This window comes from Nitrospirillum pindoramense, assembly GCF_007827955.1.
Lineage (GTDB): Bacteria > Pseudomonadota > Alphaproteobacteria > Azospirillales > Azospirillaceae > Nitrospirillum > Nitrospirillum amazonense_B.
This window is the reverse complement of sequence record NZ_VITR01000002.1, coordinates 57,943-74,162: the sequence shown is the minus strand read 5'-3', so window position 1 is coordinate 74,162 and position 16,220 is coordinate 57,943. Positions and strand designations below refer to the sequence as shown.

General features: G+C 67.4%; 18 protein-coding genes and 1 other RNA gene. 16 read left to right on the top strand and 3 right to left on the bottom strand.

Translation table 11 applies throughout. The features are described from left to right. Window positions 1-179: 179 nt before the first annotated feature. The 3 genes from FBZ90_RS02930 to tkt form a co-directional block, all read right to left on the bottom strand. A complete protein-coding gene (locus tag FBZ90_RS02930; RefSeq protein WP_186455579.1) occupies window positions 180-581 on the bottom strand; it encodes a hypothetical protein in 402 nt (133 codons plus the stop codon). Between the two features lie 94 nt (window positions 582-675). Further along, a complete protein-coding gene (gene gap, locus FBZ90_RS02925) occupies window positions 676-1,683 on the bottom strand; it encodes a type I glyceraldehyde-3-phosphate dehydrogenase (protein WP_145729552.1) in 1,008 nt (335 codons plus the stop codon). A 203-nt stretch (window positions 1,684-1,886) separates the two neighbouring features. After that, window positions 1,887-3,902 (bottom strand): transketolase, encoded by a 2,016-nt coding sequence (tkt, locus tag FBZ90_RS02920; RefSeq protein WP_145729551.1) that lies wholly within the window; start codon window positions 3,900-3,902, stop codon window positions 1,887-1,889. Between the two features lie 470 nt (window positions 3,903-4,372). Between tkt and FBZ90_RS02915 the strand changes: the two genes are divergently transcribed. The 16 genes from FBZ90_RS02915 to ybgF all read left to right on the top strand — a co-directional run bounded on the left by FBZ90_RS02915 (window position 4,373) and on the right by ybgF (window position 16,198). Beyond that, on the top strand, window positions 4,373-4,627 hold the full coding sequence (locus FBZ90_RS02915) for a hypothetical protein (protein WP_145729550.1): 255 nt from the start codon (window positions 4,373-4,375) through the stop codon (window positions 4,625-4,627). Between the two features lie 6 nt (window positions 4,628-4,633). After that, window positions 4,634-4,984 carry a cell division protein ZapA gene (locus FBZ90_RS02910; RefSeq protein WP_145729549.1) on the top strand — a complete coding sequence of 117 codons (351 nt, stop codon included), beginning with the start codon at window positions 4,634-4,636 and terminating at the stop codon, window positions 4,982-4,984. A gap of 14 nt (window positions 4,985-4,998) precedes the next feature. Further along, window positions 4,999-5,158: non-coding RNA, 6S RNA (gene ssrS / locus FBZ90_RS02905), on the top strand. A 68-nt stretch (window positions 5,159-5,226) separates the two neighbouring features. Further along, window positions 5,227-5,937: a 5-formyltetrahydrofolate cyclo-ligase gene (locus tag FBZ90_RS02900; RefSeq protein WP_246130123.1), complete on the top strand. Its 711-nt coding sequence runs from the start codon at window positions 5,227-5,229 to the stop codon at window positions 5,935-5,937. 26 nt (window positions 5,938-5,963) lie between these two features. Further along, window positions 5,964-6,794: a TIGR00282 family metallophosphoesterase gene (locus FBZ90_RS02895; protein ID WP_145729548.1), complete on the top strand. Its 831-nt coding sequence runs from the start codon at window positions 5,964-5,966 to the stop codon at window positions 6,792-6,794. A 265-nt stretch (window positions 6,795-7,059) separates the two neighbouring features. Then, window positions 7,060-7,809, top strand: coding sequence for a YebC/PmpR family DNA-binding transcriptional regulator (locus FBZ90_RS02890; protein ID WP_145729547.1), 750 nt, complete (start codon window positions 7,060-7,062; stop codon window positions 7,807-7,809). Between the two features lie 26 nt (window positions 7,810-7,835). Continuing rightward, on the top strand, window positions 7,836-8,360 hold the full coding sequence (gene ruvC, locus FBZ90_RS02885) for a crossover junction endodeoxyribonuclease RuvC (RefSeq protein WP_004272850.1): 525 nt from the start codon (window positions 7,836-7,838) through the stop codon (window positions 8,358-8,360). A gap of 22 nt (window positions 8,361-8,382) precedes the next feature. Next, window positions 8,383-9,009, top strand: coding sequence for a Holliday junction branch migration protein RuvA (gene ruvA, locus FBZ90_RS02880; protein WP_145729914.1), 627 nt, complete (start codon window positions 8,383-8,385; stop codon window positions 9,007-9,009). Continuing rightward, window positions 9,006-10,091 carry a Holliday junction branch migration DNA helicase RuvB gene (gene ruvB, locus FBZ90_RS02875; protein ID WP_145729546.1) on the top strand — a complete coding sequence of 362 codons (1,086 nt, stop codon included), beginning with the start codon at window positions 9,006-9,008 and terminating at the stop codon, window positions 10,089-10,091. Before ruvA ends, ruvB begins: the two co-directional genes overlap by 4 nt. Continuing rightward, a complete protein-coding gene (locus tag FBZ90_RS02870) occupies window positions 10,084-10,674 on the top strand; it encodes a YbgC/FadM family acyl-CoA thioesterase (RefSeq protein WP_246130122.1) in 591 nt (196 codons plus the stop codon). Before ruvB ends, FBZ90_RS02870 begins: the two co-directional genes overlap by 8 nt. Window positions 10,675-10,682: 8 nt before the next feature. Then, complete coding sequence (gene tolQ, locus FBZ90_RS02865) at window positions 10,683-11,411, top strand: protein TolQ (protein ID WP_145729545.1); 729 nt, start codon at window positions 10,683-10,685, stop codon at window positions 11,409-11,411. Between the two features lies 1 nt (window position 11,412). After that, a complete protein-coding gene (gene tolR / locus FBZ90_RS02860; RefSeq protein ID WP_145729544.1) occupies window positions 11,413-11,862 on the top strand; it encodes a protein TolR in 450 nt (149 codons plus the stop codon). Window positions 11,863-11,882: 20 nt separating this feature from the next. Beyond that, window positions 11,883-12,854, top strand: coding sequence for a hypothetical protein (locus FBZ90_RS27695; protein ID WP_186455578.1), 972 nt, complete (start codon window positions 11,883-11,885; stop codon window positions 12,852-12,854). After that, window positions 12,854-14,188, top strand: a complete 1,335-nt coding sequence (gene tolB, locus FBZ90_RS02850; protein ID WP_186455577.1) for a Tol-Pal system beta propeller repeat protein TolB — start codon at window positions 12,854-12,856, stop codon at window positions 14,186-14,188. The genes FBZ90_RS27695 and tolB overlap by 1 nt, the downstream gene beginning before the upstream one ends. Before the next feature lie 173 nt (window positions 14,189-14,361). Then, window positions 14,362-14,865 (top strand): peptidoglycan-associated lipoprotein Pal, encoded by a 504-nt coding sequence (pal, locus tag FBZ90_RS02845; RefSeq protein ID WP_145729543.1) that lies wholly within the window; start codon window positions 14,362-14,364, stop codon window positions 14,863-14,865. 292 nt (window positions 14,866-15,157) lie between these two features. Further along, on the top strand, window positions 15,158-16,198 hold the full coding sequence (gene ybgF / locus FBZ90_RS02840) for a tol-pal system protein YbgF (RefSeq protein ID WP_145729542.1): 1,041 nt from the start codon (window positions 15,158-15,160) through the stop codon (window positions 16,196-16,198). The last annotated feature ends 22 nt before the right edge of the window (window positions 16,199-16,220 follow it).

Here is a 16,220-nt window from a genome sequence, read left to right as displayed (position 1 = left end):
CGGTTCGGCCGTCTGAATAGGGCGATTGATGGAGGATGGGGACGGCTCGTGATTGGGCATGCTACGGGCCGATCCCTCCATCACCCGCGTCGTCCTTAAGGGAGGAAGTTTGAGGAGAGGTTAATTCCAATCAATATTGGCAGGTGTAGGGGTGCACGCCCAATCTGAACCGCCCAAGATCAGGGGTGCGCCAACCAGTCGCGGCAGGCGGACACCGGGTCGCGGTGGCCGCGCAGATCCAACACCTCCCCGCCCTCCGGCAGGTGCAGCCGCGCCCCGAGGGATCGGGCGATGTCAGCCAGCCGGGCCGCGGCGGCGGCCTCCCCGGAAAAGGCGATGTCGGGGATGCCCGCGGCCAGGGCTGCCAAGGCGTGGCCCGCCGCATCGCCACAGTCCAGCACGGCCGTCACCGGCGCGCCGGGAAACTCGGCGGCGACGCGGTCCAGCAACGCCCGCCAACCGCCAGCCCCCAGTGCGCCGGTGGCGTCCGGCGCACTGACCAGGCGCACGGGAACGCCGGCCGCCGCCGTCAGCGCGGCACGGGCGTGATCCAGCGACAGGATGCGGATGGGGCGGTTCATGCCCAGCGTCCCAAAAGAGATTTCCCAGAAGAAAAGGCGCCCCGGCCGGAACCGGGACGCCTTCATCTTAACTCAAACCCAATCCCGACTGGGATCAGCCGACCTTGTGCATGGCGACGGCGGTGTCGCTCATGCGGTTGGAGAAGCCCCACTCGTTATCGTACCAGGTCATGATGCGCACGAAGGTGCCGTCGATGACCTTGGTCTCGTTCAACGCGAAGATGGACGAGTGCGGGTCATGGTTGAAGTCGGTGGACACCAGCGGCTCGGCATAGGCGCCCAGGATGCCCTTTAGCGGGCCCTCGGCGGCGGCCTTGATGGCGGCCGAGACTTCCTCGACCGTGGTGGCCTTCTTGGCCACGAACTTGAAGTCCACGACCGAGACGTTGGGGGTGGGGACGCGCAGCGAGGTGCCGTCCAGCTTGCCCTTCAGTTCCGGCAGCACCTTGCCCACGGCCTTGGCGGCGCCGGTGGAGGTGGGGATGATGTTCAGGGCGGCGGCGCGGGCGCGATGCAGGTCCTTGTGCATCGTGTCGACCGTGTTCTGGTCGCCGGTGTAGCTGTGGATGGTGGTCATGAAGCCGTGCTCGATGCCGATGGCATTGTTCAGCACGAAGGCCACCGGGGCCAGGCAGTTGGTGGTGCAGCTGGCGTTGGAGACGATCTTGTGCTCCGGCGTCAGCTTGTCGTGGTTCACGCCATAGACGACGGTGATGTCCTCATCCGTGCCGGGGGCGGAGATCAGCACCTTCTTGGCGCCGGCGGTCAGGTGCTTGGCGGCGGCGTCGCGGGCGGTGAAGATGCCGGAGCATTCCATCGCCACGTCGATGCCCAGCTCGCCCCACGGCAGCTTGGCCGGGTCGCGTTCCTGCACCACCTTCACCGTGTGGCCGTTGACTACCAGGTTGCCGTCCACCACCTCGACCGTGCCGGGGAAGCGGCCGTGCACGCTGTCGTACTTCAGCAGGTGGGCGTTGGTCTTGGCGTCGGCCAGGTCATTGATGGCGACCACTTCGACGTCCTTGCGGCCGCTTTCGTAAATGGCGCGCAGCACCAGACGGCCGATGCGCCCGAACCCGTTGATGGCAACACGAACAGCCATGTGTCTTCCTCCGACATCGTTGAACCGCCCGAGGGATCGGGCCGGCTATGCTGAAACCTTGAAGATGGTAAACGTCACGCCACCCTTTTAGGCGCTATGGGGCTTGCATGGCAGGCCTACCATAGTGGGACGTCTCATCCCTTACCCTGCGTCGAAGCGGGGCGCCCCGGATTTGACACCGGCCGCCCCGCCCCTTGTTCTGGTTACAGGCGCGCCTTGGCGGCCGCGACCACGCCGTCGACGGTGATGCCGAAGTGCTGGTACAGCTCCTTGTAGGGGCCGGACTCGCCGAAGCCGGGCATGCCGACGAAGCCGCCCTTGGGGCCGATCCAGCGGTCCCAGCCCATGCGGACCATGGCTTCCACGCCCACGCGGACCACATCGTCACCGCCCAGCACCTGGGCCTGGTAGGCCTCACCCTGCTCGACGAACAGTTCCCAGCTGGGCATGGAGACGACGCGGGTGGGAACACCCTCGGCCTGCAGCACGTCGCGGGCCTGAACGGCGATCTCCACCTCCGAGCCGGTGGCCAGCAGCACCACCTTGGCCGCGCCGCCTTCCGCCTCGCGCAGGACGTAGGCGCCCTTGGCGGTCAGGTTCTCGTCGGTGTGCTCGGTACGCAGCGTGGCCAGGTTCTGACGGGTCAGCGCCAGGACCGACGGACGGGTCTTGGAGCGCAGCGCCAGCTGCCAGCACTCCGCCGTCTCCACCTGGTCGGCGGGGCGGAAAACCAGCAGGTTGGGGATGGCGCGCAAGGCGGCCATATGCTCCACCGGCTGGTGGGTCGGGCCGTCCTCACCCAGGCCGATGCTGTCATGGGTCATGACATGCACCACGCGCTGCTTCATCAGCGCGCCCAGGCGGATGGCCGGGCGGCTGTAGTCGGCGAAGCACAGGAAGGTGCCGCTCAGCGGGATCAAGCCGCCGTGCAGGGCCATGCCGTTCATGGCGGCGGCCATGGCGTGCTCACGCACGCCATAGTGGATGTAGCGGCCCTCGTACTTGTCGCGCTGCAGGCTGACGACGCCCTTGGTGCGGGTGTTGTTGGAGCCGGTGAGGTCGGCGGAACCGCTCATCAGTTCCGGCACCACGTCGAAGATGGCGTCCAGCACGTTGCCCGAGGCCTGGCGGGTGGCCACGCTGGGACGGGCCTCGCTGGTGGCGCGCTTGAAGGCGGTGATGGTGGCGTCCAGCTCCGCCGGCGCGTCACCCGACTGGGCGGCCTGGAAGGCGGCGCCCAGGCTGGCGTCGGCGGCGGCCAGGCGCTGGCCCCAGGCGCTGGCGGCGGCGGCACCCCGGGCGCCGTACTGGCGCCAGGCGTCCAGGATGGTGGCCGGGATTTCGAAGGGGCCGTGCTCCCAGCCATAGGCGGCGCGGGCGCCGGCGATCTCGGCAGCCCCCAGGGGCGAGCCGTGGCTGGAGTTCTTGCCGGCCTTGGTCGGGGCGCCCAGGCCGATGGTGGTGCGGCAGGCGATCAGCGACGGCGTGTTGGTGGTCTTGGCCTGGGCGATGGCGGCGGCCACGGCCACCGGGTCATGACCGTCGACGGCCTGAACGTCCCAGCCATAGGCGACGAAGCGGGCCTTCACGTCCTCGGACAGGGACAGGTTGGTGGGCCCGTCGATGGAGATGCTGTTGTCGTCCCACAGGACGATCAGGCGGTCCAGGCCCAGGTGGCCGGCCAGCGAGGCGGCCTCATGGCTCACCCCTTCCTGCAGGCAGCCGTCGCCGGCGATGACATAGGTGTGGTGGTCCACCAGGGCGTCGCCGAAGCGGGCGTTCAGGTGACGCTCCGCCAGGGCCATGCCCACGGCGGTGGCGATACCCTGGCCCAGCGGGCCGGTGGTCATCTCGATGCCGCGGGCCATGCCATATTCGGGATGGCCGGCGGTGCGGGCGCCCAGCTGGCGGAACTTCTTGATCTGCTCCAGATCGATGTCCTCATACCCCGTGAGGTAGAGCAGGGCGTAGATCAGCATGGAGCCGTGGCCGGCGGACAGCACGAAGCGGTCGCGGTCGGCCCAGTCGGGGCGCTTGGGATCGAACTTCAGGAACTGGGTGAACAGCACCGTGGCGACATCGGCCATGCCCATGGGCATGCCGGGATGGCCCGACTTGGCCGCCTCGACGGCATCCATGGCCAGGACGCGGATGGCGGTGGCGAGGTCCTTGTGGGGAACGCCCCCGACGACATCTCCGGTGGCGGGCTGGGACGACATGGGCAGAGGGCCTTTCATCAAGCGGGTGCGCTGTTCAGTGGCGTTGTTCGGTGGCGCTCAGGGGCCGTCCGGGAAAGCCGCCACGGGAAGGGCCTTCCCGGGAATCGATCCCGGGCCCGATGCTCCCGATCATCTGCGCCGCCGCACCACCCTTTTGCCGGGTGTCGTGCGCGCACAATCCGGGCGCGAGGGGCGGCGGCACCATGACCGCCACTGCCGGCCGCGTCAAGGTCCGGGGCCCTCTGAAAACTGCAAGCGCGGCCAGCGTTAACGCCTGTGTCCGCAGGGTCTTTGCCGCCCGTTCTTGCACTCATTCCGCGCCCTGGTCCCGCCCTGGCCTCCGCCTTGGCCGTTTTTCGCTGGTCCCCGCCGCTTTCTTTCTTTATTCGACGCCACAGCTTGATCCATCCTATTCCGCCTGACATCGTCCCTTGCCATCTGGCCATTGCCAACCGGACCCATTCCATTCCATGGATAGACTGAAGACCGCGCTGGATCGTCTGGATGCCGCCGTCCTTATTCTGGATGGTGCGCTGGAACGCCGCCTCGCTCAGCCGGTGGCCGTTCCTGGCGAAGACGACGCGGCCAAGGCCCGCATCGCCGAGCTGGAGCGGGCGCTGGCGGCGGCGGAGGGGCGGGAACAGGGTGCCAAGGCCGCGACCGCGGCCTTGTCGGAGCGGCTGGACCGGACCATCGGGCAGCTGCGTGCGGTGCTGGAGGACTGATTACAGATGGCCCGCGTGGACATCATCCTGAATGGACGCCCCTATGGCCTGGCCTGCGACGATGGCCAGGAACAGCGCCTGCGCGAGCTTGGCTCTTACGTCGACGCCCGCCTGCGCGAGGTGGCGCATGACGCCTCCGGCGGCAGCGAGACGCAGCTGCTGGTGCTGACCGCCCTCATGCTGGCCGACGAGATTTTCGACCTGCGGGCGGAGCTGGGCGGCCCCCGCCGTCCGGCGCCCGTGCCGGCGCAGGACCCGACCCCTGCGCCCCGCGCAGAGGACGAAAGCGTCATCGCCGCCGTCGATAGCCTGGCAAAACGCATCGAAGACATTGCGGCCAGGCTGGATCGCTCCTAAATTAGGGTTCTGGAAGGGGGCTGCGCGGTTCGACAGGACGCATTATCCCCAGGGCCGATACCCAATCCTCTAGGGGGCTGTCCCTGCCGACGCCGTGGTGTCGGACATATGGCTCCCACCTGCCTTGGCAGGCCGTGGAGGATACGCTTGTCCATCGGCCGTCGCGGCTCCTTCCAGACCTCTTCGCCCTCCGGTCCCTGACGACAAGGTCCGGGCCATCCTTCGAGGGACCCCATCTTCCCGTGACCGCCGCATCGTCCCGTACCCACGACGCCTCCCTGGTCCCCGCCGCCGCGACAGGTCCGGATCCTGTCGCCCCCCACCCCTCGGCGGAGGAGGCGGCGCGCGCCGCCAAGAAGTCGGTACGGACATCCGCCCGCCGCGTTCGCGCCGCCCTGGAGTTGGACCGCGCGGCGGCCTCCAAGGCCCTGGCCGACAATTTCCTCGACACCCTGCCCAAGATCACCGACGGCTTGGCCCCGGTGGGTCTGACCGTTGCCTTCTACTGGCCGGTGGGGGATGAGATCGACCCCCGCCCACTGATGCACCGCGCTGTCGCCACCGGCATCAAGGGGGCCCTGCCGGTCTGCCAGGCCAAGGGCCTGCCCCTGCTGTTCCGCCGCTGGTGGCCCGGCACCCTGCTGTCACCCGACATCATGGGCGTGCCCGCCCCGATGGAGGAGGCTGCGCCTGGGGGGGGCGCCGTGGTGCCGGACGTGGTGCTGGTGCCGCTGCTGGCCTTCGACCGGCGGGGCCGCCGTCTGGGCTATGGCGCCGGTTTTTATGACCGTACCCTGGCCCAGTTGCGGCGGGAGCGCGCCATCCAGGCGGTGGGTATCGCTTTTGCCGACCAGGAACTGGACAAGGTGCCGTGCGACGCGCATGACCAGGCATTGGATTGGATCGTCACCGAACGCTACGCCGTTCGGGCCGGGCAGCGCCCCAAGCGCTGAGCCCGTTCTTTTATCGAGGTTGGGTCATGCGGTTGTTGTTCCTGGGTGACGTGGTGGGCCGCAGTGGCCGCGATGGCGTGATGCGGCACCTGCCGACTCTGCGCAAGGCGCTGGCGCTGGACTTCGTCGTCGTGAACGGCGAGAACGCGGCCGGCGGCTTCGGCATTACCGAGAAGATCGCGCAGGAGTTCTTCGCCGCCGGCGTCGACTGCCTGACCACGGGCAACCACGTCTGGGACCAGAAGGAACTGGTGGGGCAGATCGACCGCCTGCCTAACGTGCTGCGCCCGCTGAACTATCCGGAGGGCACGCCCGGCCGTGGCGCCTCGCTGCTGCCGACGCGTGACGGGCGGCGCAAGGTGCTGGTGGTCAACGTCATGGCCCGCCTGTTCATGGATGCGCTGGATGACCCTTTCGCCGCGGTGGAGAAGGTGCTGCGCACCTATCGCCTGGGCCCCAACGCGGCGGACGCCATCGTCATCGACGTGCATGGCGAGGCGTCGTCGGAAAAGATGGCGATGGGCCATTTCTGCGATGGCCGCGTCACCCTGGTGGTGGGGACGCATACCCACACGCCCACCGCCGACACCCAGATCCTGAACGGTCGCACCGCCTATCAGACCGACGCCGGCATGTGCGGCGACTATGACAGCGTCATCGGCATGAAGAAGGAGGCGGCGGTGCTGCGCCTGACGCGCAAGCTGCCGACCGATCGCCTGACCCCGGCGGAGAATGACGCCACGGTCAGCGTCTGCGGCGTGTTCGTCGAAACGGACGACCGCACCGGCCTGGCCGTGCGGGCGGAGGCGGTCCGCGTCGGTGGCCGTCTGGCGCAGGCCATCCCCGTGCTCGGCTGAATCCTGGCCTGAAATCCTGGGCTGAAACTGGGCGCGGTGGGGACGTCCAAGCCCCTTTCCGGGGTGCGTTGCAGAAACCGCCTTGGCGACATTGCCGGAATTCCGCCATAAAGCCGCCGTACCTCGGACGGAAAGCATCGTCCTGTGACAAGCCTGTGGCAAGCAGTGCCCCCAGGTCTGTCCCTGGGCGTGCCTGATGCCACAATATGTGGTATAAGCTGCCCGGATATACCCCCGCTCAACCCCATATAGAGTTCAGGGTCCCATGGCTGGACATTCACAGTTCAAGAACATCATGCACCGCAAGGGCGCCCAGGACGTCAAGCGGTCCAAGCTGTTCAACAAGCTTGCGCGTGAAATCACCGTGGCCGCCAAGGCAGGCCTGCCCGACCCCGGCCACAACCCGCGCCTGCGCGCCGCCATCCAGGCCGCGCGTGTGCAGAACATGCCGCGCGACCGCATCGACCGCGCCATCAAGCAGGGCACGCCCGGCGCCGGCGACGACACCAACTATGATGAGGTGCGGTACGAGGGCTACGGTCCCGGCGGTGTCGCCCTGATCGTCGAGGCGCTGACCGACAACCGCAACCGCACCGCCTCGGAAGTGCGCTCCGCCTTCTCCAAGCACGGCGGCACGCTGGGCGAGACCAATTCGGTCAGCTTCATGTTCAACCGCATCGGCCTGATCACCTACCCGGCCGCCGTGGCGGATGCCGACACCGTGCTGGAGGCCGCCATCGAGGCCGGCGCCGACGATGTCAGCAGCGATGAGGAGAACCACTCCATCATCACCGGCGTGGACAGCCTGGGTGAGGTGCGCGACGCGCTGGAAGCCAAGTTCGGCGCGCCGGAAGGCGCCAAGCTGACCTGGCAGCCGCTGAACACGGTGGCCCCGTCGGAAGACGCGGCGCAGAGCCTGCTGAAGCTGCTGGACGTGCTGGACGACAGCGACGACGTGCAGAACGTCATCGGCAACTTCGAGCTGTCGCCGGAGCTTCTGGAGAAGCTGGGCTAAGCCGGACGGTAAGGGGGACGGCGGCCATGGGGGATCGGTCGATCCGCGTGCTGGGCCTTGATCCGGGACTGCGCAACATGGGCTGGGGCGTCATCGACGTTTCCGGCAACCGGTTGACGCATGTCGCCGACGGGGTCGTGCATTCCAACGACCGGGACGATTTGGCCCGCCGTCTCGTCACCCTGTACGAAGGTTTGCAGGACATCATACGGACCTGGACGCCGGATGAGGCCGCGGTGGAAGAGACCTTCGTGAACAAGAACCCCGTTTCCACCCTGAAGCTGGGGCAGGCGCGGGGCATCGCCCTGCTGGCCCCGGCGCGCGAAGGGCTGCCCGTGTCGGAATACCCGCCCAACCTGGTGAAGAAATCGGTGGTGGGCGCCGGTCACGCCGACAAGACGCAGGTACAGGCCATGGTGCGCATGCTGCTTCCCGGCTTTCAATTGTCCAAGGCCGATGCCGCCGACGCCCTGGCCGTCGCCATCTGCCACGCCCACCATAGCCAGACCCGGCGCCTGGTGGGCGGCATCATGGCGGGGGCGGCCCGATGAACACCCACGCGGGGGCCGCATGATGATCGCCAAGCTGAAGGGTCTTCTGGACAGCACCGGCCTGGACTGGGCCATCATTGATGTGGGCGGGGTGGGCTATCTCGTCTCCGCCTCCTCCCGCACCCTGCGCCGCTTGGGGGGCACGGGGGAGGCCGTGTCGGTCCTGACCGAGATGTGGGTGTCGGAAGACAAGATGCAGCTGTTCGCCTTCGCCGACGTGGCGGAGCGGGACTGGTTCCGCCTGCTGACGACGGTGCAGGGGGTGGGCGCCCGCGTGGCCCTTGCCGTGCTGTCCGTGCTGTCGCCGGAACAGATCGCCCAGGCCCTGATGGCCCAGGACAAGACGGCGCTGACCCAGGCTGATGGCGTGGGGCCCAAACTGGCCACCCGCATGATCAGCGAACTGAAGGACAAGGTGCCTGCGCTGGCGCTGGCCCCCACCCTGGCCGGCACCGCTCCCGGCAAGACGGACGCGGCGGCCGTGCCCGCCACCAATGGCGCCGTGGCCGACGCCGTCTCCGCCCTGGTCAATCTGGGCTACAAGCGGCTGGAGGCTTTCGCCGCCGTCACCGCCTGCGCCGCCCGCCTGGGGCCCGAGGCAGGCGTCTCCGAACTGATTCGCGCCGGGCTTAAGGAATTGAGCGCATGAGCGGCGGCCCGGAGTCGGATCGCCTGGTCAGTCGCGAGCGCACCGCCGGCGATGGGCAGGACGTGTCGCTGCGCCCCATGACGCTGGCCGACTTCACCGGCCAGAAACAGGTGCGCGAGAACCTGTCCATCTTCATCCAGGCTGCCCGGTCGCGCGGCGAGTCGCTGGACCACGTATTGCTGTTCGGGCCGCCGGGCCTGGGCAAGACCACCCTGGCCCAGATCGTGGCCAAGGAGATGGGGGCCGGATTCCGCGCCACCTCCGGCCCGGTCATCGCCAAAGCGGGCGACCTGGCGGCCCTGCTGACCAATCTGCAGCCGCATGACGTGCTGTTCATTGATGAGATCCACCGCCTGTCACCAGCGGTGGAGGAAATCCTCTATCCGGCCATGGAGGATTTCCACCTGGACCTCATCATTGGTGAGGGGCCGGCCGCGCGCTCTGTCCGCATCGACCTGCCGCCCTTCACCCTGGTGGGCGCCACCACCCGCTCCGGCCTCATCACCCGGCCCTTGCGGGAGCGGTTCGGCATTCCGCTGCGCATGCAGTTCTATGAGCCGGAGGAGTTGCAGTTGATCGTCAGCCGCGCCGCCCGCCTGCTGGACATGCCGCTGCTGCCCGAGGGCGCCCTGGAAATCGCGCGCCGGTCGCGCGGCACGCCGCGCGTGGCGGGCCGGCTGCTGCGCCGTGTGCGCGACTTCGCCGCCGTGGCGGGGGCGGAGGTCATCGACGCCCGCGCCGCCGACATCGCCCTGACCCGGCTGGAGGTCGACCGCCTGGGATTCGACGCCATGGACCGGCGCTACCTCAACTGCATCGCCAACAACTACGGCGGTGGCCCGGTGGGGGTGGAGACGCTGGCGGCCGCCCTGTCGGAACAGCGCGACGTGCTGGAAGAGGTGATCGAGCCCTATCTGATCCAGCAGGGCCTGCTGCAGCGCACGCCGCGCGGCCGCCTGCTGACCGACATGGGCTATCGTTACCTGGGCCTGCCCGCCCCGGTGGCCACCCCGGCGCGTCAACTGGACCTGCTGGGCGCAATCGGCGGGGAGCCGGATGCGGAGGAGGGGCCGGATGTCTGAGGCGCCGACCCGCTCTGTTTCCCACTTGTCCGGCTACATGGTGGGCGACGTCCACCACTTCCCCGTCCGGGTCTATTACGAGGACACGGACGCCGGCGGTATCGTCTACCACGCCAACTACCTGCGCTATGCCGAGCGGGCGCGGACGGAAATGCTGCGGGTTCTGGGCGTGCCGCATGCGGAACAGGTGGCGGCCACCGGTGTCGCCTTCGCGGTGCGCCGCTGTGTCATGGACTTCCTGGCGCCGGCGCGGCTGGAGGAAACGCTGGAGGTGCGCAGCCGCATCACCGGTGTCACCGGCGCCACGGTTTTAGCGGAACAGACCATATACCGGCCACAAAGTGGTGGCAGCATGCCGTCGGCCATGGTCGGCGGCGACGCCCAAACCCTGGTCCGGTTGAGCCTGAAACTGGCCTGCATCAACGCCCAAGGCCGGGCGGTGCGGGTCCCGGCGCCGGTGGCGCAGGCCTTCGCCCGCTTGGGCGTGGTCCGCGACTCCGGTGACAACACACGCCGCGGCGACGGCGAAAAGATCAATTCGAAGGGTGACGGCGCGCCGGCGGGCGCCCCGTTGGAAGAGTGAGAGTGGCGATGCAGCATCAGATCATGAATTTCGTGGCCCTGGGCGCCAATCCGACGGCGGACATCTCGGCCCTCAGCCTGTTCATGACGGCCAACTGGCTGGTCAAGGCCATCATGCTGGGGCTGTTGGCGGCCTCGGTCTGGGTGTGGGCCATCATCTTCGACAAATCGGTGAAGCTGCGCCGCATGAAGGCCGCCGCCGCTGATTTCGAGGAGCAATTCTGGTCCGGCGGCTCGCTGGACCAACTGTATGAGGAAGTGGGCAAGGCCCCCAGCGATCCGCTGTCCGCCACCTTCGCCGCCGGCATGCGCGAATGGCGCCACGCCAACGAGCGCGGGCTGACATCCTCCGGCGCTATGCGCGCCAACCTGGCCCAGCGCATCGAGCGCGTCATGTCCGTCACCGTCAGCCGCGAAATGGCGCAGACGGAACGCTACATCACCGTGCTGGCCACCGTCGGGTCCAACGCCCCCTTCGTCGGCCTCCTGGGCACGGTGTGGGGCATCATGCACAGCTTCACCAGCATCGCGGCGGCCGGCAACACCAGTCTGGCGGTCGTGGCCCCCTCCATCGCCGAGGCGCTGTTCGCCACGGCCCTGGGCCTGGTGGCCGCCATCCCGGCCAGCATCGCCTACAACAAGTTCTCCTCCGACATCGCCCGCTTCGGCGACCGGCTGGACTCGTTCGTGACGGAATTCAGCGCCATCCTGCAACGCCACCTGGAAGAGCGGGGCTGACATGGGCGCGTCGCTGTCGGGAAAGCAGTCCACCGGCCGGGGGCGGCGCCGCGCGCGTCCCATGGCCGATATCAACGTGACGCCCATGGTGGACGTGATGCTGGTGCTGCTCATCATCTTCATGGTGACCGCACCCTTGCTGACCGTGGGTGTGCCGGTCGACCTACCCAAGAGCAAGGCCCCGGCCCTTCCCGGCCAGGATGAGCCGCTGGTGGTGTCCATCCGCGACAATGGCGATGTCTACCTGAACGAGACCAAGACGGACCTGACCGACCTGGTGCCGCGCCTGGCCGCCATCAGCCAGAACAACGCCGACGCCCGCATCTTCGTGCGGGGCGACAAGTCGCTGGCCTATGGCCGCATCATCGAGGTCATGGGGGCGATCAGCAGCGCTGGCTACAAGAAGGTGTCGCTGATCGCGCAGTTGCCCGACGCCCCGGCCCGTCATTAGCAGGAAGCCAGACCAGTCCCATGCGTCCGGCCATCATCTTTTCAACCGTCCTGCACATCGCGCTGCTGCTGCTGGCGATCCTGGGCCTGCCTTTGCTGAAAAGCGAACCGCTGGTCATGGATGAGCCGGTGGCGGTGGAGATGGACATCAGCCAGCTGACGAACACCTCGGTCAAGCCGCCGGAGACGCCGCAGCCGCCGGCGCCCAAGGCGCCCGAGCCGCAGCCCGACCCGACACCGCCCACCCCGCCGCAGCAGGCGGAGGCCGAGCCGACCCCGCCACCTCCGGAACAGGTGCCCGAGCCCCCCAAGCCGGAACCACCGAAGCCGGAACCACCGAAGCCGGAACCGCCCAAGCCCGCCCCGCCGCCCCCGCCGGAACCCGAGGCCCTGCCCATCAAGAAGATGGAGGTGCCGAAGGTCGAGGAGCAGAAGACGGCGGAGCTGGAGCAGCCCAAGCCGGTGCCGAAGCCGGAGCCGCCGAAACCGGAGCCCAAGCCCGAGCCGCCCAAGCCCGACCCCAAGAAGCCTGAGCCCAAGAAGGATGTGCCGTCACTCGACAGCATCCTGAAGAACGTGGACAAGCTGAAGGAAGACAAGCCCAAGTCGACGGCGAAGGACACCCCGGCGAAAGACATGCCGAAGACACAGCAGACATCTACGGCTCAGCCTCAATCCGACCATCTTTCGGTGTCAGAGCAGGATGCCCTGCGCTCGCAATTGGCGGGATGCTGGGCCGTGCCGGCTGGCGGCAAGGATGTGGACAAGATGAGCGCCGACATTCGCGTCACCTTCGACAGTTCCATGCACGTCACCAAAGTGGACTACGTGTCCGGCAACGGCTCGCTGTCCAACCCGACTTATCGCAGCTTCGTGGAAAGCACTCTCCGCGCGCTGCAGAAGGACCAGTGTTCGACCTTGCGCCTGCCCAAGGAAAAGTACGGCGGGGCCGGGTCCATCGTGTTCACGTTCAGCCCGAAGGACATGTTCTGATGATCACGCGACAGACGCTAACCGCCCTACGGCGCGCCATCGCCCTGGCGGCGGTGATGCTTATGGCGGTCGCGGTTCAGGCCAAGGCCGAACTGCATCTCGATATCACCAAGGGCACGGTCCAGCCGCTGCCCATCGCCGTGACCCAGTTCTACGGTGAGGCGGTGGGCGCCCAGATCGCCAACGTGATCGAGGCCGATCTGGAGCGTTCCGGCCTGTTCCGTCCCCTGGACCACCGCGCCTTCATCCAGACGCCGGAGCAGCTGGCCAACGGCCTGCCACGCTATGGCGACTGGAAGGTCATCAACGCCCAGGCCCTGGTTAGCGGCACCGCCAGCGTGCAGCCCGACGGCCGGCTGAAGGTGGAGTTCCGCCTGTTCGACGTGCTGGCGCAGCAGCAGCTGACGGGCTTGGCCTACTTCACCCAGCCCGACGGCTGGCGCCGCATCGCCCATATCATCGCTGACGCCATCTATAAGCGCGTCACGGGCGAGGACGGCTATTTCGACACCCGCATCGTCTACATCGCCGAATCAGGTCCGGCGACATCGCGGCAGAAGCGCCTGGCCATTATGGACCAGGACGGGGAAAACAACCTGTATCTGACCGATGGACGGGTCCTGGTGTTAACGCCACGTTTCTCGCCAACGGCTCAGGAAATTACATACCTGAGTTACTTCAACAACAAACCTCGGGTATATATCTTCAACGTGGACACCGGCCGGCAGGAAATCCTGGGTGATTTTCCGGGCATGACCTTCGCCCCGCGCTTCTCGCCGGATGGCAACAAGGTCATCATGAGCCTGGCCCAGAACGGCAACACCGACATCTATCTGCTGGACCTGCGCACCCGTCGTCAGACCCGCCTGACCGACAATCCGGCCATTGATACCGCGCCCTCCTTCTCGCCCGACGGAAGTAAAATTACTTTCGAATCTGATAGAGGTGGAAGTCAGCAGATCTATACGATGAATGCTGACGGCACGAATGTTCAGCGTATTACTTTCGGCGCCGGAAAGTATGGCACGCCGGTGTGGTCCCCCCGCGGCGACCTCATCGCCTTCACACGGATCAACGGCGGCCGGTTCTCGATCGGCGTGATCCGCCCGGATGGCACCGGTGAGCGCGAATTGAGCACCGGCTACCTGGTTGAGGGCCCAACCTGGGCGCCAAATGGTCGCGTCCTGATGTATTTTAAGGAGAAGCCGGTGGGCGAGGGCGGCCGTCAGCGGCAGGTAAGGCTTTACTCCATCGACCTTACCGGGGCTAATGAACGGCAGATGCTGACCCCCACGGACGCTTCCGACCCCGCTTGGTCGCCCTTGATTCCGTGATGGGCCCACAGTATTTTCGCAGCGCAAGAGCGACGTAAGACTTGTCGGTCTACAGAGACGGGAATAAGTGGTGGCTGCGGCTTGACGGCCGCGGCCGCTGCCTCACTTCAATCGAGATCGCGGTCGCGATAATATCAATCCCACTTAAAGTTGTCCGTAGGGGGTCTCAAACTATGCGCATGAAATACCTGAGCCTGTGTGCGGCTCTGGCCCTGGTGGCCGCTTGCTCCTCCACTCCGGAGAAGAAGGCCGAAGTCGCCACCGGCGGTCAGGCTGCCGTCGCCCCGCAGCCGACCCCGGCCAAGCCGACCGGCCCGGTCCCGGGTTCCAAGGAAGACTTCGTGGTCAACGTTGGTGACCGCGTGTTCTTCGGTTACGACAAGTTCGACCTGACCCCGGAAGCCACCGCGACCCTGGATAAGCAGGCCGCTTGGCTGAAGAAGTACGGCCAGGTCACGATCACGATCGAAGGCCACACCGACGAGCGCGGCACCCGCGAGTACAACCTCGCCCTGGGCGAGCGTCGCGCCAACGCCGTGAAGAACTACCTGACCGCCACCGGTGTCGACCTGGCCCGCGTGCAGGTGATCAGCTACGGCAAGGAGCGTCCCGCTGTCCTCGGTTCCAACGAGGCCGCCTGGGCGCAGAACCGTCGCGGCGTGACGGTCATCAACTAAGCTGCCCCATAAGGGTGGTTGGTACAGGGGCGCCGTTCGACCCATCGGGTCGGGCGGCGCCCTTTTACTTTGTGCATATTACTTTCAGTTTGGTCTTTATTACTTTTGGGGCGTTGTTGGCGGTGGTCCCGTTCGGGGGCGCGTCGCCCGCGCTGTCCCTATAGCCGAGCGGAGTCACGTCCAAAGGCGATTCCCCCTTTGGGCGAACTGCTCTAAGGTCGCGCGTGGCCGGCGGTCTGGACCCGGCCCAAGCTCTTCTCCCCGTCCCGCTGATTCTTGCCGGAACCGATCCATGACGCCGTCGCTGTCGTCCCCCCTTTCCCCCCGCACGCACAACCGCGCCGGCGCCTGGTGGCGTGGCGCGTTGTCCCACAGGGCCGCCCGCTGGGCCGCCCTCTGCGGCATGGCCGCCGCCGTCGTGGTGCCGCTGCTGGCGCCGGTGCCGGCCCAGGCGCAAAGCCGGGACATGCAGGATCTGCTGAACCGCCTTTCCCGGCTGGAGACGGACGTGCAGACCCTGTCGCGCGACGTGTACCGCAATGGCGTTAAGCCCTCCGGCCCCATGAACGGCGCCCCCGGCGGCAACGGCCCGTCGGCCGCCGCGGAGATCGAGGTGCTGAAGCTGCAGATGGAAACCCAGACGCAGCAGCAGACCGGCAAGTATGAGGAACTGGCCTATCAGGTCAGCCAGATTAAGGAACGGCTGGACAAGCTGTCGGCCGACATCGACCTGCGCCTGCAGAAGCTGGAGGACAAGGCCGGTATCGGCCTCGGCGCGTCGGTTGGCGGCGCTGGGGGCGGCGATGCCGGCGCCCCGCCGACCGACCTCAAGGGCGGCGGCAAGCCGCCGCTGCCGTCCACCGATACCGGCCCGGTGCCGCCGCCGGGCGGCAACAAGGGGGCGGCCAATTCCGCCGCCGGGGCCGACTCCGCCGGCACCCTGCCGGCCGGTCCGGTGCAGGACCAGTACGACTATGCCTTCAACCTGCTGCGCCAGGGCGACGCGCCCAACGCGGAGAAGGCCTTCTCCCAATTCCTGAAGCAGAACCCGGACAGCCCCCTGGCCTCCAACGCCCAGTACTGGCTGGGCGAAACCTTCTATATGCGCGGTAACTACAAGGCCGCCGCCGTGGCCTTCGGCGACGGCTACAAGAAGTACCCGAAGAGCAACAAGGGCGCCGACTATCTGCTGAAGCTGGCGCTGTCCCTGGATGGCCTGGGCGACAAGACCAGCGCCTGCGTGGTGCTGAAGCAGTTGGATGCCGACAAGGACGCGGCCCCCACGCTGAAGCGCCGGGGTGAGGACCAGAAGAGCCGCCTGGGCTGTAAGTAAGCCCCGCGCACCCCGGGGGCGG